This window comes from Paenibacillus sp. T2-29 (assembly GCF_052921365.1).
Genome location: NZ_JBREVE010000001.1, coordinates 161,293 through 179,316, shown reverse-complemented (window position 1 = coordinate 179,316; position 18,024 = coordinate 161,293). Strand labels below are relative to the sequence as shown.

21 protein-coding genes are annotated in these 18,024 nt (G+C 36.1%); all 21 read right to left on the bottom strand.

Annotation, left to right across the window (positions count from 1 at the left end):
* Window positions 1-59: 59 nt before the first annotated feature.
* Window positions 60-800, bottom strand: coding sequence for a hypothetical protein (locus ACU1JV_RS01275; protein ID WP_413986510.1), 741 nt, complete (start codon window positions 798-800; stop codon window positions 60-62).
* A 128-nt stretch (window positions 801-928) separates the two neighbouring features.
* Window positions 929-1,795 (bottom strand): peptidoglycan recognition protein family protein, encoded by an 867-nt coding sequence (locus tag ACU1JV_RS01270; RefSeq protein ID WP_413986509.1) that lies wholly within the window; start codon window positions 1,793-1,795, stop codon window positions 929-931.
* A gap of 3 nt (window positions 1,796-1,798) precedes the next feature.
* Window positions 1,799-2,254, bottom strand: a complete 456-nt coding sequence (locus ACU1JV_RS01265) for a phage holin family protein (RefSeq protein WP_413986508.1) — start codon at window positions 2,252-2,254, stop codon at window positions 1,799-1,801.
* A 68-nt stretch (window positions 2,255-2,322) separates the two neighbouring features.
* On the bottom strand, window positions 2,323-4,140 hold the full coding sequence (locus ACU1JV_RS01260) for a DNRLRE domain-containing protein (RefSeq protein WP_446724489.1): 1,818 nt from the start codon (window positions 4,138-4,140) through the stop codon (window positions 2,323-2,325).
* Window positions 4,141-4,175: 35 nt separating this feature from the next.
* Window positions 4,176-6,272, bottom strand: coding sequence for an SPRY domain-containing protein (locus ACU1JV_RS01255; RefSeq protein ID WP_413986506.1), 2,097 nt, complete (start codon window positions 6,270-6,272; stop codon window positions 4,176-4,178).
* Window positions 6,273-6,321: 49 nt separating this feature from the next.
* On the bottom strand, window positions 6,322-7,473 hold the full coding sequence (locus ACU1JV_RS01250; RefSeq protein ID WP_413986505.1) for a discoidin domain-containing protein: 1,152 nt from the start codon (window positions 7,471-7,473) through the stop codon (window positions 6,322-6,324).
* Between the two features lie 7 nt (window positions 7,474-7,480).
* The gene (locus ACU1JV_RS01245) at window positions 7,481-8,947 is read right to left on the bottom strand and encodes a hypothetical protein (protein ID WP_413986504.1); all 1,467 of its coding nucleotides are present in this window, start codon (window positions 8,945-8,947) and stop codon (window positions 7,481-7,483) included.
* A gap of 29 nt (window positions 8,948-8,976) precedes the next feature.
* The gene (locus ACU1JV_RS01240) at window positions 8,977-9,234 is read right to left on the bottom strand and encodes a hypothetical protein (protein WP_413986503.1); all 258 of its coding nucleotides are present in this window, start codon (window positions 9,232-9,234) and stop codon (window positions 8,977-8,979) included.
* Between the two features lie 9 nt (window positions 9,235-9,243).
* Window positions 9,244-9,825 (bottom strand): hypothetical protein, encoded by a 582-nt coding sequence (locus ACU1JV_RS01235; protein WP_413986502.1) that lies wholly within the window; start codon window positions 9,823-9,825, stop codon window positions 9,244-9,246.
* Window positions 9,826-10,440: a hypothetical protein gene (locus ACU1JV_RS01230; RefSeq protein ID WP_413986501.1), complete on the bottom strand. Its 615-nt coding sequence runs from the start codon at window positions 10,438-10,440 to the stop codon at window positions 9,826-9,828. It abuts the gene before it with no gap.
* Window positions 10,441-10,516: 76 nt separating this feature from the next.
* Window positions 10,517-11,074, bottom strand: a complete 558-nt coding sequence (locus ACU1JV_RS01225) for a hypothetical protein (RefSeq protein WP_413986500.1) — start codon at window positions 11,072-11,074, stop codon at window positions 10,517-10,519.
* A 12-nt stretch (window positions 11,075-11,086) separates the two neighbouring features.
* Window positions 11,087-12,238, bottom strand: coding sequence for a hypothetical protein (locus tag ACU1JV_RS01220; RefSeq protein WP_413986499.1), 1,152 nt, complete (start codon window positions 12,236-12,238; stop codon window positions 11,087-11,089).
* A gap of 11 nt (window positions 12,239-12,249) precedes the next feature.
* A complete protein-coding gene (locus tag ACU1JV_RS01215) occupies window positions 12,250-12,687 on the bottom strand; it encodes a hypothetical protein (RefSeq protein WP_413986498.1) in 438 nt (145 codons plus the stop codon).
* Between the two features lie 11 nt (window positions 12,688-12,698).
* Complete coding sequence (locus tag ACU1JV_RS01210; protein ID WP_413986497.1) at window positions 12,699-13,337, bottom strand: hypothetical protein; 639 nt, start codon at window positions 13,335-13,337, stop codon at window positions 12,699-12,701.
* A 3-nt stretch (window positions 13,338-13,340) separates the two neighbouring features.
* The gene (locus tag ACU1JV_RS01205; protein ID WP_413986496.1) at window positions 13,341-13,979 is read right to left on the bottom strand and encodes a hypothetical protein; all 639 of its coding nucleotides are present in this window, start codon (window positions 13,977-13,979) and stop codon (window positions 13,341-13,343) included.
* A gap of 20 nt (window positions 13,980-13,999) precedes the next feature.
* Window positions 14,000-14,614 (bottom strand): distal tail protein Dit, encoded by a 615-nt coding sequence (locus tag ACU1JV_RS01200; protein WP_413986495.1) that lies wholly within the window; start codon window positions 14,612-14,614, stop codon window positions 14,000-14,002.
* Between the two features lie 138 nt (window positions 14,615-14,752).
* Window positions 14,753-15,010, bottom strand: a complete 258-nt coding sequence (locus tag ACU1JV_RS01195) for a hypothetical protein (protein WP_413986494.1) — start codon at window positions 15,008-15,010, stop codon at window positions 14,753-14,755.
* Between the two features lie 231 nt (window positions 15,011-15,241).
* Window positions 15,242-15,331 (bottom strand): putative holin-like toxin, encoded by a 90-nt coding sequence (locus ACU1JV_RS01190; RefSeq protein WP_222850467.1) that lies wholly within the window; start codon window positions 15,329-15,331, stop codon window positions 15,242-15,244.
* A 75-nt stretch (window positions 15,332-15,406) separates the two neighbouring features.
* On the bottom strand, window positions 15,407-15,661 hold the full coding sequence (locus ACU1JV_RS01185; protein WP_413986493.1) for a hypothetical protein: 255 nt from the start codon (window positions 15,659-15,661) through the stop codon (window positions 15,407-15,409).
* Between the two features lie 90 nt (window positions 15,662-15,751).
* Window positions 15,752-16,186 carry a hypothetical protein gene (locus ACU1JV_RS01180; protein ID WP_413986492.1) on the bottom strand — a complete coding sequence of 145 codons (435 nt, stop codon included), beginning with the start codon at window positions 16,184-16,186 and terminating at the stop codon, window positions 15,752-15,754.
* Window positions 16,187-16,211: 25 nt separating this feature from the next.
* Entirely contained in the window at window positions 16,212-17,906 is a 1,695-nt protein-coding gene (locus ACU1JV_RS01175) for a zinc-ribbon domain-containing protein (protein ID WP_413986491.1), read from the bottom strand.
* Between the last annotated feature and the right edge of the window lie 118 nt (window positions 17,907-18,024).

Genomic DNA, 18,024 nt, shown 5'->3' with positions numbered 1-18,024 from the left:
TTTCTCCTTGTTATAAGAATAAAAAGAGAGGAACCTTTGTCCCTCTCTGTCTAAAACTATTATTTATCCATGACATACTGTTCAGTATCATAAGCTCGTGATCTACCTGCTGAAACATTCTCTGTACGAAGAGTTCTTTTCTTGCTCCATGTAGTTCCTTCTTTTGGATTTTTGAGAGGGGCTACCTTCTTTGTTTTTAACGTTTCTATTTTACCGGGATCGTACCACATATTTTTTATTTTCATTAGAAGTTCTTCACTTTTATTGGCCCATTCATCGCCTAGTATTAAAAGACCCAGTTGTTCAATGGTTGGATTGCTAATTCCTCTAACTTCGAAATACTTATGCAATTTTTTTAGAAATTTATTATAATCTGTTGCTTCAGGCATAGTGGGGAATATTATTAATCCAACCATTGATTGAATTTCATGTTTTAGAGAATACTCGTCTGCTTTATTTTGTAAAAGCGCTATTCCAGAACTTACATCGACGATTCCTTTTATGACATTGAATCTTATTATGCATGTTGAACCAACACAAAGTTTACTTCCAGTTATTCTATTATGTAGTACAAAATTGTGCTTTAGATTGGAAGTATGACACAATTGACACTTATCATCGAAGTTATCAGAAGTTGAATCGATAACATCATCTATTTCCCATTCTTTTTTTGCATCATCGAAGTTTTTAGCATAACTTCGCCTTAACATATTCTTTACAACTAACGGTCTGGGGGTTGAATGCTCCACTTTAGCATCGTATCTAACAACTATACGTTTGTTGCTTGTGAAAGGCTTCAAGTAATCACTCTCCATACTATATTTAGAGGGAACACATTGTTCAAACTCCATATATAGTATAGCCCAAAATTTTCCGACTGTAAACGACAAATTAAGATATTTTATGTCGATTAATGTCGAAATGTGGATTATTTAAAAAATCCTTTGCGGTACAACACAGTAATTAACCGATAAAAGTCATAACTGCCGCCAGAAGTCGTATCAACCGCTCCAGCATTTTTGGCTGCTACGCATGCTTCTATTGCCCAATCTGGAATCTTATCCAAAGACAACTTAGAGGTTAGACTTTTTACTTGCTCTTGTAATGCTTGAAAATCTGCTTTTTCTTCTTTTGTCATGGGTTGTTCATCCTCACTGATATTATTTTTTCCTTTTAATTTATTTAGTTCAGCTTGAATTTGGGGTAGAAAGTTTTTCTGTGCTACTGCAACTGTATTGCCATCTCCCCAGAAATTCGTACCCGGGCATGTCTTACTCGATTTGCCGGGAGTATAGTCGCTCAAACGTATACCTGTCCTAGTAAACCAACTATGGTAAATAATATGATCTGTATTAATAGGAAGGTTGAATCTCTCAGCTAAACAGGCATAAAGGTGAATAATCGTCTTCTTTTGATCATCTGTGATTTTGTCGGCACCAGAATCGAAGTTTCCGACATGCTCAATACAGATACACTTATTGTTGAACCCTCTTATTCCAGCAGGAATCCTATTCAAGGGTCTATCAAGACTAATTGCGATTTGTCCATTTTCCAAAGTAGTGATGTTTTGTCCAGTAGCAGCCCAACCTTCGGACAGATGATAATTTCGCATTCCCTCCAGACATTTAAAAGTGTCTTGTTGAGCAATTCCATTTATCATTTTTCTTGTGGAATAATTGGGTGAAGCAGTGTGATGAACTTGTAAAAATTGAATAGGGCGAGTAACGACTTGTTTCTTTAACCAATCTCGAAATTCATCTCTCTCCATAAGTAAGAAGTTACCTTGTTGAATCACAAATCATTCCTCCTTGTCGTCTTTTAATGCTTCATTTTCTTTTCCTTTTAGAATACGAACAGCTTGCTTGATCTGCGGTGGGAGATACCATCCCATTCTCCCGTAATTCTCAACCAAGCTAATTAATTCGTTACCTATATAAAAATATGTCACACTAGTCATCAAGCTTAATGCACCTGTTAATCCGAGCATTATATCAACACGGTAGAGTAGGGCAATAGTGAGAAACATAAAAACCTTTTTGAAAATTCCCCAAAATCCTTTACTAGAATTCCATCCTTTATCCTTATCATTTGGATTTCTCCTACCTTCAACATACGCTGCTGCTAAACCAGACAAATAATCTAAAAATACTAGAAACGTAAGTACAGTCAATGCTTCGCTCCAACCACCAAATAAAAATGTTAGAATAGAGCCACCTAACGTATAAAATAAAAACTTACCAACAGATTCAAGCACATAGTTTTCCTCAATTCTTGTAATATAAAAAGACTCCTCATTAGAAGAGTCTTCGTAAAATGTCTCTTTTATAAAATGTACCAATACACACCAGACGATCTACCTTTGACTATAATAAAGCTGCTTAAGTCGCTTACGTCTCTTTTTCTGATTTGTGCAACTGCATTTAAATCATTCTCTCTGGCTAACCTTGGATACAAGTAGCCACCTAATTCAGGTCTACTAATCATTACTTCAGACTCAACGTTATGCACATTTTTGATATCTATAATTGAATCCAAGTCACTCTTCTGGCGAATATCAATAGTTGCTTCTAAGTATTCTCGTTTCTTTACATATAGTGTACTGTCAACATCATAGAAGTTCTTAACTTCAATCCATGATCCCAAGTCTGGACGCGAAATAGTTACATTAGCTTCTCGATAATCAAAGAAAGGCACCTGAACAAATGAATCTAAGTCATTATCACCGATGGCTCTGATAACAACACTACTGTTCAAATCAGGTTTATTTACGATCAAACTACTTTCAACATCAGAAAATCTAATACCTTGAACCATTAGACTTGATTCTATATCGCTGTTAACACGCTTATACTTAGATACTGTTAAGCTTGCATTCATTTCTGGTCTTGATACAGTAATTAAGCCATCGATTATAGATTCTCGTCTGTATGCTACTGTTAGTTCACTTTCCAAACTTATCTTAGGATTAACTGTTAACCTTGCTCCCAAATCAGGTCTAGATATAATCACCGATGAGTCGGGGGCAGATGTTCCAAAGTTGGCAACACTAATAGAGGCAGATAGATCGCTATCTTTGCGATAAACAACTTTTAATGAACTGTTTATGTCTGGTCTGGAGATTGCCAATGTTGAATCAGTATCATGCTGCATAAAATCTTTGTACTTGTGGACATATAAAGAAGCAGGGAGATAGTTAAATCCAAAATTACTTTTAACCGTAAGACTACCCGTCACTTCTTTTCTACCAGCACCATAAACGAATAGAGTAGAATTTAAATCTCCTCGTCCAAAACTATAGTTCTGACTTGTGATGTACTTAAGCTGGAGAACAGGAGGTTTAAGTGATTCTCTTGTATTAAAATATGTTGGATGTGAACTGTCAGACTTAATTATCAATCCATAGTTGATTAGTGATTCATCTTGCCAGCGTTTGACCAAATCAAACACATCGAATTCAATGTACTTACTCGTTCTGTTAACGATGTAAGAGTCTAATAATAGCTCAGTTCCATAAGGCTTGTTGGCATATGTAATGCCGTACTCACGCCACAATGTATTGGGCTGGTACACCTTAATATCCGTGTCATCTGTAAAACTTCCACTATAATATAGTCGTAACTTGGCTTCTTCGAGCTTATTTAGATCTGGTACAACAACTTTCAAATCACCAAAGTTTACAAAACCCTCAAATTCTTCTGTATCAGACTGTCCAATCATCATAGATTGTGTATCGCCATAGTTTACCGTTTGTAAATCTGAACGGCTTCGTGTTGTGGCATCCTCGATTGGGTTTAAGTCCTTGGTGACTCTAGGAGCTTCCATTAGCTCAAACTTACCTAATAGCCGATTATGTGGTCTGACTTCTAATGTACCAGCTAGATAATTAATAGAGGTCGATTCTAATACTGAATTGATTTCAGCATTTCCTCTATACTTGATATCTAATTGGCTGCTAACATCTGCTGATCGCTGAACACGTATAGTAATCGTTGCATCTACAGTTGTTTCTCTACGATAAGCAACCAGCATTTCCGAATTTACTTCAGATACTTCCTGCCGATAAAGTACAAATTTACCCTCCATACGATTGGAGGGCGATTTTATAAATATTTCACCGCCTAAATCATTGTAAACATCCAATTGCTCACTTCCTAACATCACATTGTATTGTGATTTTAAACTGCTGCTTTGTTTGAGTTAATCTTAAGTTCAAATATACCGTTTGGTACTGGCTTGGCCTCTATGTCTGCGACGATTCGCACATAAAACTCTTGTGTTTCTAGTGGCTGAGTCAATCCGTATGTAATATAATCTGTTGCTAAAAATGGCGATTGAGTACGAGACAATTCTACGGTTACACCTTCGGGCAATTTCTCTTTGTTTACTTCCAACAGTAAATTATCAATTGGGTATCCTAGCTGATTCTTGATTACAACTTTTTGGTCTAGAGTGGTTTGACCAGCGAAGATCATACCGAAGTCTAAATACTTAAGGATGCCTCCAAATGTATCAGACAGATATTCGCCTGTTTCATCCATAAACATTAGCCCTGTATATGTTCCAGCAAAAGTTGTTTGCCAATAGTCTGTATTGCCCCAATAATCTTTAAACTCTACACGTAGTTTATTGTCTTTATCAAAGTGCATATCTCGTTCAGATATATTGAGATTGATATCAACAGGTGATGGTGCTAAACGAGTAAATGAACCATCATCCGGGAAATAGGGCAGATCATTGAGCATCACCCGGTACTGTACTTTACCCTTATCTTCATCGTTTATTTGTCCTAGAATCTTACCGCTGTTAAATGTGAGTTGAATTGTTGCTTCAGTGTTAAGGACATAAAAAGATAAATTTTGAAACTTAGTGTCATCAACATTTGATTTAATAACCAGTTGAGTGGCATCAATTTTTGTGGGGTTGAGCGATTCTTGTTTCTTGTCTTCTATGTAATATCCAAATCTAACTTTGTCACCTTGATTCTTAAAATTACTTTCAAACAGTTTTGAGATTTCCTTATAGGACATTGCTTGCTTTTTAATTGTGTTCATATCATCAACAGTTACTTCTATCCACTTACCATAACGGAATGTCTTCCAAGTCAAACCAGAATCAAATGACAGCAAAAACTTTGCATTATTACTAGCGCTCTTGACTATCACAATCGCCTGTAGGGAACCGGGTAGAGTGAAGTCATTAGGTTGCTTAATGAACTGATTGACTGGCAAAGCACCAAGCGAGAGATTAGGTGGATTAATTGGTTCATCATTCCACGTTACAACTTCAAAATTATTTTGGATATCATCTAATGGGGAATAATTAACATTATACTCTAAAGTGGCTGCCGTCTTAGTTAATTCATCGCTGTAGTAGAGGACATCGATATTGTCACCTAGTTCGTCATAAAGGATAAAAGGTTCAGTTTCCATTGAAATGAGCGATTCAGGTTTTAGCGGATCGTCTGTATATTCAATTATTTTAATTTCTTTTTCCTGCCATTCCTCAGCAAGTGTAAATGGTTCAGTGTCAACACTAAACTTTATCGTTTTCTTATTCGGATTGTCAGAGTAATAGGATAGTTCAATTTCGGTACTGAAATAACTCCAGTCTGATTCATTTATAGTAGATACATTAGTGATTCCTCGATTTAAATATGTTGATTCTGTAATAAGACCTTCAATTGCTTCCCAACTCCCAGAACTATAAGTATAATAAGCATCATTAGCTTTAACCAGCAATCTTTGTAACTCATCTAGTTTGCGATATCCACTTGGCATGGTGTACTTAAATGCTGAGCCTCCAAAGTTAAACTCACAGGATGAAGGATAGTAATTACTGAAAATCGGGTAAACGGGTGTATCGGTTGGAATGCCTGTGGCAACATTCCCTTGAGAAACACCATTTTTGTAAAATGTAATAGAATTGGAAGTATAATCATATGCGATTCCAATAATATCTCCTTCTTTATAGGCGATTCCATAAGCCTTAGCACCCGGATAAAGTTTGCCTCCATCTCCATAGTAAGAAATATAGTTTACATAACCCATTGTACCAATGCCTAATTGAGTAGTATATCCACCAGTCTCACCAGCAGCACTATATACTTTTGCTTCCCAATATACTTTATCTTTTGGAAGAGGTAGGTTGGTCATAGCCCATGAATTATGATTCGCAGCATCTGAGATGGTCACCCTTAAACCTGAAGAATCGATCGCAACTGCATTGATAGAAGCATTCTTCGATTTACTTGAATCGAAAAGGTAGGTAGTCATTTTGATACTCCTTTCTTAAAAAATTTGTGATTATTATTAATGCTATAAACTAGGTAACATCTAAACTTTTTATTGGTAATGTGTTTGTATTTAATTTTTGTTCGAAAACCTTACCTGAACCAATCGTTTTTGTATCTTGTACAATAAATTCACGGACATTCATGACTTCATTGGTTTCAATTACATAGCCACGATCCATTCCGTTCTGCACAAAGCTTTGTTCGGTTGAAGGGCAATGTAAAAGGACAGGAGGCATTAACCCATAAAATTGCACAGAATAAATACTAATCCAGTCATTACCCGTGGTCGCTAAACTCGTCTCTATTTTATATTGAGTATATGATTGATCATTCAATATATCGAAAGTTTGGGTGTCGGTTATGTTTGCTGTTAAAGAACTTTTGGTGTCCAACACATCCCAATTAACCCCGTTATTTGATGCCATAAATCTAAATGTCCTTAAACCAGCCCGAAAAGAATACCGTTTTACACAAACAGCTTCATTAAATTTAAATCCTATGAATGCAGGATAAGATGAACTTGGTGTAAAATTTGTGGCGTAAACTGTAATATCATCGCCATCGAATGCTTTCCAAGTATAGTTTGTCGAATAATTAGCCGAACCAATTACACTACCACTTGGACTATCAAAACCATTCATTAATGAGACTAGGGGTCTTTCGGCCTTTTTATATAAAGAATAAAACTCATCTGTGTTGGTTGAAATAAGAAACTTACTTTCATACTGCTTAGCATACATTTCCATCTCGCTTATTCTTAATAAACCGCCACCATTATTTTTAGTTATATTGATTCGGTAATATGGATAAGGGGCACCATTTGTAAAGTCGAAACTTTGACTTAGATTGGTTGAAAAACTTATGTTACTGCGAGTGTCTAAAACCGACCAAGCGGCACCGTCACTAGATCCTTCAAAAGTCCAAGTGTTTGGTGATTCTGCATGAGAGCCACTTCTCATTGTGATTGTGTATCTTGTAATTCTAAGACTAGAAGGGAATTTGTAGCACAGCCATCCAGTTGTATTACCACTTGCTGCGACCCAACCATAATCATCAACCAAATGATCGAATGCATTCCATGCTTTCCAACGATCCCCGTATTCTGTGCTTGCGCTGGCGATACCGCTTGGAGCGGTATTGCTTGTCATTGTTGGAATTAAGTTTTCACTGTAATTTGCCACTTAAGATTTATCCTCCTTTATTAAGCGTTATACTATTCACTCTATACCGATTCAAGTCAATGACATGAGTAAATGTTTTACCAGCACCCAAACTAAAATTTGATGACTGTATATCAATACGTTTATTTAAACGGTTGCTTAGGTTTAATGCACTGTCAAAATTCATTCCATATTTTTGAAATGAGGATTCACTGTTATGTGTCATTTCAATTAAGCTAGGTACGCTTAATAATTCAAACATCTTTAACTCCCCAACACTGGTGTAATCTGTAGCGCCATTATTTGCTGTCCAATTCAATCTATACACATTAAAAGGTTTTATATTATAAATTTCAAACACCTTGTCAGTTGTAGGAGTACTCCAAATTTGTTTGGATTGTCTATCTAATACTTCCCATGTACCATCAAATCCATTTGTACTATCGTTCGAACCTTCAAATGTCCAGTTTTTAGGCAATCGATTATAGCTAGTTAGAGTACCATTTCGAACGGCATATTTGCCAACAATCTTAGGTGTCGTAAACTTATACCCTAAGAATCCTACTCCACCAGAGCTACTAGTAGAACAGTAGCCCTCAGTTTCGTCTGTTTGATTAAAGGCAAGATAAGCTTCGTTTATGCCAAGAGCACCTTTTGAAAAAGCTAATCCAGACGGTGCAGCGTTGTTTGTCATCTTAGGGATGATTGTTGTATCGGAAATTTTATTTGGAGTAGTAGAATAAAACCTATTATTCGATGAAAGTATTACTTTAATATACTTCATACTTCCCCAAGCAAATTCGCCGTTATATACGCCGTTCGTAGTTGTTTGAGTAGTCGGATTATAGTCAGCATCAAAAGAAGTAACTGTGTTCCCAACATCAGTCGTGAAATTATTTGCTAATGCACAATTAATAAAGTCGCCTCTTGTGCTTCCGCTATTGGTATCAGTGGACGAAAAACTAGGTAGTATCGAACAGTTGACATATTCTAGTTTTCTAATTGTTGCACCAGCAGAATTACCAGAAAAAATAATAAACGATGTAGGAGAATATGGTTTGTTATCCCACACACAATTTCTAAACGAAAGATTAAGAACCGAACCATCAAAGAAATACTCATACGTTCTTGCATCTCCTGTACCACTTTGTTTTTGTATAATTAACCCAATAAATCGATTTAGCTTTTGCATAGCATATCCACCAGAAGTTGTACTGGTTAAGCTCAATACTACACGCTTAGTTTTATCTCTAATTGATATACTTGCTACAGTAATCTCAAAATTAGCATTAAAAATTGATGTTAGTCTTGGCTCTGTATAAATGCCTTCTTTTGCTATATAAATCAAAGTATTGTCCATAGTAACCGAGGAAACTGCTTTGCTTATCGTTTTAAATGGAGAAGTAGCAGAACCATTATTTACATCATTACCTGCTGTACCATCTACATATAGAACTTTTGCGAATGATTCAAGAAATCCGCTAAAACTAGGCATTTTTTATCACCTTCTTTTGAGTAAAATCGTTATTTTATTGTGATGCTCGTAATGTCAAAATACTTCTTTAAGTCTATAGTTGACTTAAAAACCTTACCTGAACCTAATAACCCATTTTCGCTCATGGGTTGATTGATCGTTTTGGCATTTCTATTCAATACACTCAAATCGTCTATCCCTTTTGTTATAAAGTTGTCTTTAGTGGGTGAGGTTGTAGTAACAGTTTGCCATGATCCGTTTATATAGGTTTTATATGTACCACTATCATTAATAAGGTGTTTTTGCATGTAATCCTCCTAGCTTTGAATACTAGATAATGAGTCTACTTTCTTAAAAATAGACTTATCAATTGTTGCTCTATGTAGTTGTCCATCTTCAATCCAAGCCGAGTCCTTGACATAATCTAATATGTAGCTTCGTTTCATTTCTAAATAGTCGTTGGAAGTATTCAAAAATGCATTGTCGTAGTGATTGTCATTGAATTCATCAACAGTGAAGGTTAGATTCTCAGTGGGAGAGCTAAACATTTCAATCTTAATACGTGCATATGTATTTGTAGGTGATTGGACAGAACCATCAGTACCAACCTCAATATAAGGAGACCATTCGATACCATCATCAGATGATTGAGTATATATTTTAACTGTTGAGCTTGTACCATTAACAATTGTATTTTTTACAACCTTTTCAAAGGCTTTGATCTTGTCGGCAATGTAAATCATCTCAGATTGCCAAGAACCACTTGAAGCATAAACTATCTTACCTGTATCGCTTTTTTGTAGTTCTACTAGTTGAAGCTTACCGTCTTTATAAACAGTGTTTTCGTATTTACCTTTTGATAATTCTAAGGGTATGCCAATCTCACTTACTACAGTCATTTATCTCAACTCCCAATGAATGTTGCCACTCGTGTTGGCTTTAAGTGGAGCATGTATTTCTTCTGAAATAATACCGTTGCAACGTATGATTAGTTTACCGTCCAAGTCTTTATTTGAAGTAATCTTGATTTGGAAAAAACTCGCGTTTCTTAATGGAATAGAACAGATACATTGAAAGTTTATATTTACATCCTCTAATAGCATTTGTTTTTTATAGCCAATATTATATTGATCAATCTGACTATCAAATCTTCCATGTTCCTTTTTTGTGAGTAAATTAGCATCTGACGAAGCGTCCTTGTATTGAATGATGTCGTTATATAAAAAAGTTCTTCCTGTTAATGGATATTCATTTTCTTCGGTTGCATATGAAATCATAAAACGATGACCATTAATGTTAAAAATGCCATTTGCTGCATCAAAATAGACCTGTGATCCTTCACCAATATAACCAAAGGCAAGCAATTTATCTTTTTCGATAGAGGCAAATTCATTATGTTTGTTATTACGTGTATCGTACTCAAGAAGAGATGTAGAATCCCAGTAATCCGCAACCCAGATGAAATTTTGAAAGGGAACAGGCGAACGACTGTATTGCATGTTACCTAGAATCATATGTAGCCTCCCTAAAAATAAAAATAGACAGGGAGATTATCCCTGCCTCAATGATAAACATTGAATTTACAATATTTTACACATATCTGTAAGAAACACGCAGTTTGAACCTTTGTTGGCCTGAGGAAGCATCTAAAGGTACAGCGCATTGCAATGTCACTGTTACATAATTACCTGCCGCATCCAATGGTGTGCCGTTATTGGCTACTCCCAAAATCTCTTTGGCTCCCGGCTTAAATGGAGTATTATAAACTGTACCATCCCAATTTTTCGTTGTGCTACCAGTTGTGCCAATTGGCTTGGAGGCAATTTTTCCGATTTTAGAACTATCTTGATCAAGGTCGGTTTCATTAAGTGAGTCTACCTGAACATGAAACCAACTATTTTTTACTACTTCTACTACATTACCAACTGTATCACCTGTACCACCTGTCATATCTCTAGTGGTAATTGTGCAATCTTCCATTTTTGCTACATCTGTTTTACCTGTACCTTTTGCGGCATCATATCTATTGTTCCAAATATTAAATGTAAAAAGGGGAGATTTAGTATCCGCATCAATAGAACCGAAATCTTGTGTAATAATTTCGGTAGTGTGCGTAGAATTTCGCCATTCAATCAGTGGTTGAGCCATTATGTATCACTCCTAAGTTCTAACTATAATATTGATATTTAAGTCTTGTATGTTGATCCCATTCTTCAATACGTTAATCCTGAATGTGTCTCCAGCATTTACTATCTTAATTCCTATTTTTGATGTCTTGTCATCGTGATGTTCCAAAGCATTAAAATGGATATTTTTACTTAAAATATTTGTCCAAGTAATATAATCTCTTGATTTCTCTATCGCGATCTCAGTATCTGTATCTCCTGTTGTACCTAAGTTAGCTTTAATTTCTACTATTTCTCCATTAAAAGGGAAGACTGATAACCCGAATGTCTCTTGAGAAACATCTGAGTGTTTTCCAATTTGAATAACTCGATCCTGCACCTCTAATGGAATATCATTTACCTTTTCAAACAAAGCTACCGTCATCAGTCCATCTTTATCTTTGCTAACTGGCTGAAGGTTGTCTCCAAATAAATCAATTGCAATCCAACGATTTCCGTCATAGCGATATCGAATGCCATCTTTTGTGGTTTGAACTGTCCAGCCAAGTTCAGGGTGAGGGTAAGTAGCAGTCAATTCTTGCATGTCTCTAACGTAAGGCTTGAATGCCAGTTTTGTTGAATTGACAGCATTATTTGCATTGTTAGCTGCATTATTAGCTAAATCTGCTGCTTGATTGGCATTGTCTGCTGCTTTTTCTGCTGTACTTGTTGCTATTTGAGATTGCTTGATTATTTCTTCAAGTCTACTAATTGCTAATTGAGTGTCGTTTAGTCGTTGATATGCTTCATCTACAATATCTTGTAGAGTTTTTACGATGTCGGGGTGACGTTGCACCATGGCATAAATACGTGATGCAGGTTGCATGACTAAACCTTTACCCATATAGCGACAAAGTTTAGTTGTACCTTCAAGGGAAGGATGGACTTGAATTGCTCCAGTTTGGTATTGAACAAGGAATTCATTTTCATTCAGATAAGGACGATTTTCAAATGTTTGCTGACTAATTTCAGTCATTCCTGCAATTGATACACCGTGAGCAGAAGAGGGGAGTTCGAATAGTGTAATTAGACCATTCAATACGACGAGAGAATCAGCACGAGATTTATACGGATCTTCGGGTGTACCCTTGCGAGTAATCATAATAACTGGGTCATTTAATTCTAAATATGTATGTAATTCTGGCAATATTTCACCTCCTAACTTGAAATATTTATCTTATCGTTTCCTGTTTCGATAGTGGTATCTGTGTCTAACATAGTTTTCACAATAGAACCTACTAGTGCTACAGCTTTACCATTATAGAAAACCTTCTGACTGCCATTGGTGATTTCACCATTTCCACTGCCCGATGTACCGGGTGAGATAGATGTAATATTTCCTTTTGGTGCAGTAGGATGAGGGTTTGCTTCCCAATGTTCATCAGTTTTGTCGCCTACTGTGGCGAGAGAAATGCCATTCAGAAATATTTTATTGGAACAGACAATTTTTCCAGTAATATCTGCGTCTGTAGAGCCATCACCGTATTGGGGATAATCGCGCTTCTTACGTCTCTCGATCCACTTATATTTAAACTTTACATAATCATTCTTGGTAGATAATTTTGTTGTTGAGCCATTCAATGCTACTCCAGCCATAGATCGCACTCCTAAATTCTCTTGTACTGATATCTCCATTTGATATCAGCATTTCCATCAACTTTGAATACATTCTTTCCAACAGGTAACTCTAAATAGTTGTCGTTAAAGTCTTTATATCTATAGGTAACTGCTAAAGATGTCTCAATATCTTGTCTCTCATTGTTTACATATACGGTTTCCCCATCCACAAGCCCAACAAACTTAAACTGCTCGTTATTATGAGATGTGTTGGTCATAGTAAAATCACCGCTACCAACTTTAGTAATCCATATTTCAGGCTGACAGGAGAGGTCACCTTTGTTGTGAAACACAAGTACTGGTTGAAAATGTAGGGTTATATTCGGGTCAAAGAAGGGGCGAATACTGTAATCTGTCGTTTGAATGATTGCACGGATGCTTAGTTTCGTATTGTAGAGAGGAGTATCTTCATTTATTTCTGGTATTTCTCCACCGTTAACACAGTTACGCCATTCAGACCAATTGTAGCCATCATTAGATTTGCGAGATTGTACGACTATTGTTGATCCTTCAGGTTGTATCTGAGACCAAGATATTTTGCTTAATACACCGTCTGTTACAACAGGAATAGTGACGGTAGGATATGTATAGATACCATTTTTATTAGTTAGGGATTTTAACATTGTCATTGTTCAATCAATCTTTCCAAAAGGTCTGAAGTTTGAAGCCACGCCAGCTTCTTTCCATTTCAGAATTTTATAACTAACCCATGATGCATTCTTATCGTAAGTTGTTTGACCATCAGCTAAACCCCATTGTGGTTCGGTATCTCCTGTTTCGCCGGGTTGTAAACAAACGTAGAAACGACCATTATCTATAGTGGGCAGTCTAATTTCATCTTTGTTGCAATAAGTTGAGGCTTGCCATGTAGTCGCACCACGAATATCACTAAACTCAATACCTTCCGAAACAGGGAAGATCGGTTCGATTAGTCCTGTGTATCCAGCCTGCGAGCATTTATAAATCTTCCCGTTATCAACGTTTGGAACAATTAGATAGCCATTTGCACAGTATGTGAGTTTTGACCAAATTGGAGCACTTGTACCTGAACGTGTATTAACCCACCCTATATAATCGCCAGACTTTGGGGTTTTCCTATAGAATCTCTTTGCAATTGGGTATGTACCAGATAAGGGAAGCGAATCAATATAGTCATCTGATACATCGTCAAGTTTCTGAAAGTTTGAGGCTAAATCATTAACCATTCCTTCAACATCATCTGTTTCAAAATTTGTTTTCTTTAACCCTAATTTTGCTGTTGTTGTTGACATGGATTTCTCCTTTCTGTGATTTATAGTTCATAAAGTTTCTTTCCTCTAAATTCAGTCAACATTGTCTTGTTCGGATTCAAAGTTAACTTCCCATTTTCGATTATTATCTTGCTTTTCTCGCCACTTGTATCGTTAACCAACACATCAAAAGGTTGATAACGCCATTTATATACTGGTGGATCATAAATAGAAGAGTAAGCGTAGGGGGCATCGCAACGGAAAGTGAGCGTAATATATCCCTGTCTTAAGCAGTTGTGTACGAGGTTTATGTCATCAACACAAAGTGCATAATATATCTTTTCAGGATCTTCAGAAAAGAAGAGAGGTTGATAATAAGACTGTTCCGTTAGCCATATGGCAACTTCTCTAATTTTTACATCATCCCATTTATCTTCGAAAGCAAAGGAAACATTAAACTTAAGTGGTTCTTTTTTTGTGTTTTGAAAGTATGGCTTGTCTCGACCTTTAATAGACACTTCGTTAATAGAACGAGAAGCAGCGAATATTTCCTCCTGCATCCCTGAAGACATATTTACATTAACAATTCCATAGAAATCAGATTGGATGCCAGCGTAAGAAAAGAAGAGGGAGTCACGTATTGTAATATTGATCACCTCCATATTAAATTTGAGCATAATAAAAAAGCCTTTGTTTATAAGGCTTTTGATAGGGGAGAAACATTATAAAATTGGGATTTTACAGACTATTCTCGTCTAAAAATGATGGGTTATTGAGGGATATTTCAAGTTGAAATAAGCCTATCTAATACTCACTTAATTCATCCAAAGTTTTTCGATATTTTTGTTGCCCTTTTTTAGAGATTTTAATACTGTGGAATCGGTGAATTTCTTACTGCTATCAATAGGCTCAATCTTATCATATCCATTTCCGACTTGTCTAATTGTATAGTTATCATGCAAATCAATGGATTCATTCTGTCTTAGTCTATCTATCATAGGAATATCCATAAATGGATTGGCTAACTGATGTCTGTTTAGAGGTAGCTCATTACATCTAACATTACTCTTCATATATAGTACCTCGTTTCTTTAGATCATATAGCATGAAACTCAAATTTAATCAGTACTTTCTTTGGCACATTGGCAATTGAGTTTTCGTGTGATAAAATATAGTCAAGATGTATATACTAAAAAAGAGCAGGATGCGCTAACATCCTAACTCTTTTACAACAGCCGCCTTGAAGAGCGGTCGGCAGTGGTTGGGCTTAACGAAATAGACCGTTTACCTTTGCACAGGGCGGTCTATTTCTTTTTGTGGAAAGAAAGTATTAACACAACCAAAGTCGCAAATGAAATCATAAGCGTCAATGCTTGATATACCTCCACAGGCATCACCTCCTTTGCAGGAGACTAGCCGACCGCCCATCTAAGCCATTCTGTTGTAGGGATATTATAACATATTATTTTTTATTTCTCACTGGATTGAGTATTGATAACTGAAGTATTTCTACTAATATCACTTACAAGACCAATGAGTTCGCCAAATCCAAGAACTAATACACCAACAATAAAGGTTATAATGAATGACACAAATCCAGATATAGCATTAAAGTTACTGTTTACGTCACTAAACACAAAGCCAACAATAACCAAAACAATAACTGATACAAACATTATTCCCATTCCAATCCACTTGATCAACATACTAATTCTGCTATCCATTTAAATAGTCCCACCTCTCAAATTATACCAATAGTTTACCATGTCTTGGGTAATGGGTCTATAGTATTATGAGAGGGAGGAGAAGTGGGACTAAATAAACAAAGCAACCTCTAGAGATGTTGAATATTTCCCCCTTGATACATATATGTCATAAATAAGTTCTGGATCATCCGTTTTGAAACGATTGAGTTTGAAAGGATCTATAGGCTCTTGGAACAATTTCTCGAGTGCTGATTTTTTATCTCGATAATAGTCGAAAGTAAAGTCAGACTTGTTGGTGTAACTATAAGTATCAATATGTTCTTTTCGCATTTTAACCAGTAGGGTAAGAGGATGCTTGGAAAATGATGATCGCTCTAGAAACTCATTAAGGCGTTCGACGGTGTTGAGCATAAACTTCATACTGGTGATAAGGTTAGTCGCCTTTGGTGAGATATCGAGAAAGTAGCAGAGCTGATCCAGTGTAAGGTTAGGATGATAGGGAACTCTCCGAGTTTGTACAGCCACAGCATTTACGATTGACATATGTATCTTCTCCTTTGTAATTGGATTAAGATAGAGCAGGGGAGACAGGTAAGATGTTTAGTTGGGCAAGTTTTTCGTCGAGTATAGATTCGATGTTATCAAATTCGGTATACTTGATTCGTATCAGTGGGATGTTATGTGACTTGCAATAGTCGTCTTTGATCTTGTCGCGTCTTCTTATGTTGTTGAACGTCTTTTGTCCACCCCAATATTTAACAGGCTCATAATGTTGAAGACCGTCAAATTCGATTAATAGAAGGGGAGATTCATCTTTACTCTCTAATACAGCAAAATCAAATTTAAGAGGAGTGCGATCTCTACAATCTTCAAATTCAAATTGAGGTACGTAAGTATAATTATTATTGCTTAAGTGCAAACGAATCCGTTCTTCACCTTTTGATTCAGATTTTTTAGGTGGTCTACATCTTGGACAGCGCGCACCTCCTTGAATGAAGTAGGAGGGCACAGTATTGTAAACATGTCCACATTCAAGGTGTTTGAGCTTTACCTTGTCTGAATCAGTAATATATTCGCTGACTAATTCGTAGCATCCATTAGTCAATAATTTAACTTGATGTGCGAATACTTTAGTGTCTTTCTTAGTGTAACCGTGACATATAGGGCAAGAAGCACCCATGAGTAACTTATTTGCTCCTGATTTAAATTCGCAGCCACATTTAATGTGTCTTACTTTCATTTTTGTAGATGTTCTAATATACCTACTCAATATTTCGTATTCATCATAAAAATTAGGCCTTTTTGAAATTAGTACATTAATAAAGTCTTCATGACTGTAAGAAATGCCGCCATTACAGAAATGACATCTGGCTCCCTTTAAAAAACTTGCTGGCGTAGTGGAATAAGATTTACCGCATACATTGTGGAGCAGCTTTATTTTCTCGCTTGAACTAATATATTCTGTAAGTAAGCTGTATTCAGTACCAACCAATGAAGCAATCTCATTTTTAAAACTTTCTGTAGTCTTTTGAACAACTCCTGCACAATGGGGACATCCATTGACACTTCTGCTATAAATAGGAGCCTCCCATTTATGACCCTTAATACATTTCCAATTTATTCTCAAACTACTACTCAATGTTACATCAGAGGGCAACACTGAATTTCTTTCGTGATCCCATTCAGCCAATAGCCTTGGAGAATTGCTTTCTAATGAATTTGTGTTATTAACTCTACGCCCGGCACAATAAGGGCAATTTCTACCTCTCATTCTTTCGTTTGCAGGCATATCATAACTACTTTTGCAATTTGGGCAAATCCACCAATATCTTTCATGACTAGAACCATAAATTTCGAATGCAGAAATTCTATTCTTTATAATATCCCATTCGCTTAGCAATTCTGGACTAACAGAACCTAAAGACCTTTCTAACGGTACATTTTCTTTTTTTGTGTTTACTGATTTAATTCTTGAACATTTGTAACACCTGTCTAAACCATCACCAGTTCTTCTATTTTTTAAGATCATTCCATAACTCAAATTCTTCGTTTCTACTCCACAAACATCACATATTTTAGTAACCTTATACCTCATGGTTGTAGGGGGAAGGTCGCATACTTTCACTATAAGTTTTGTTCCGCTTGGAACAGCTATTCGACCTTTTTTGTCTAGGCTTCTGGGAATATGATATCCAAGACTTTCATAATACGTAATTGTTTTTGAGATTAAAGTTACTTCAATATGTTCTTCTTTGATACCCAACCGAATACTTCCTTTCTTTATTAGTTATATAACCTATATAACTAATATAACCATACGATTGTTTGTTGTCAATATAAGTTGTATAACTTATAATACTTTGTATCGGAGGTGTGCTTAA

What these genes read in the sequence shown, in the direction of transcription:
- ACU1JV_RS01255 (WP_413986506.1), bottom strand. Translation starts at nt 6,272, where the DNA reads ATGACTACCTACCTTTTCGATTCAAGTAAATCGAAGAATGCTTCTATC.
- ACU1JV_RS01245 (WP_413986504.1), bottom strand. Translation starts at nt 8,947, where the DNA reads ATGCCTAGTTTTAGCGGATTTCTTGAATCATTCGCAAAAGTTCTATAT.
- ACU1JV_RS01240 (WP_413986503.1), bottom strand. Translation starts at nt 9,234, where the DNA reads ATGCAAAAACACCTTATTAATGATAGTGGTACATATAAAACCTATATA.
- ACU1JV_RS01235 (WP_413986502.1), bottom strand. Translation starts at nt 9,825, where the DNA reads ATGACTGTAGTAAGTGAGATTGGCATACCCTTAGAATTATCAAAAGGT.
- ACU1JV_RS01230 (WP_413986501.1), bottom strand. Translation starts at nt 10,440, where the DNA reads ATGATTCTAGGTAACATGCAATACAGTCGTTCGCCTGTTCCCTTTCAA.
- ACU1JV_RS01225 (WP_413986500.1), bottom strand. Translation starts at nt 11,074, where the DNA reads ATGGCTCAACCACTGATTGAATGGCGAAATTCTACGCACACTACCGAA.
- ACU1JV_RS01215 (WP_413986498.1), bottom strand. Translation starts at nt 12,687, where the DNA reads ATGGCTGGAGTAGCATTGAATGGCTCAACAACAAAATTATCTACCAAG.
- ACU1JV_RS01210 (WP_413986497.1), bottom strand. Translation starts at nt 13,337, where the DNA reads ATGACAATGTTAAAATCCCTAACTAATAAAAATGGTATCTATACATAT.
- ACU1JV_RS01205 (WP_413986496.1), bottom strand. Translation starts at nt 13,979, where the DNA reads ATGTCAACAACAACAGCAAAATTAGGGTTAAAGAAAACAAATTTTGAA.
- ACU1JV_RS01200 (WP_413986495.1), bottom strand. Translation starts at nt 14,614, where the DNA reads ATGCTCAAATTTAATATGGAGGTGATCAATATTACAATACGTGACTCC.
- ACU1JV_RS01195 (WP_413986494.1), bottom strand. Translation starts at nt 15,010, where the DNA reads ATGAAGAGTAATGTTAGATGTAATGAGCTACCTCTAAACAGACATCAG.
- ACU1JV_RS01190 (WP_222850467.1), bottom strand. Translation starts at nt 15,331, where the DNA reads ATGCCTGTGGAGGTATATCAAGCATTGACGCTTATGATTTCATTTGCG.
- ACU1JV_RS01185 (WP_413986493.1), bottom strand. Translation starts at nt 15,661, where the DNA reads ATGGATAGCAGAATTAGTATGTTGATCAAGTGGATTGGAATGGGAATA.
- ACU1JV_RS01180 (WP_413986492.1), bottom strand. Translation starts at nt 16,186, where the DNA reads ATGTCAATCGTAAATGCTGTGGCTGTACAAACTCGGAGAGTTCCCTAT.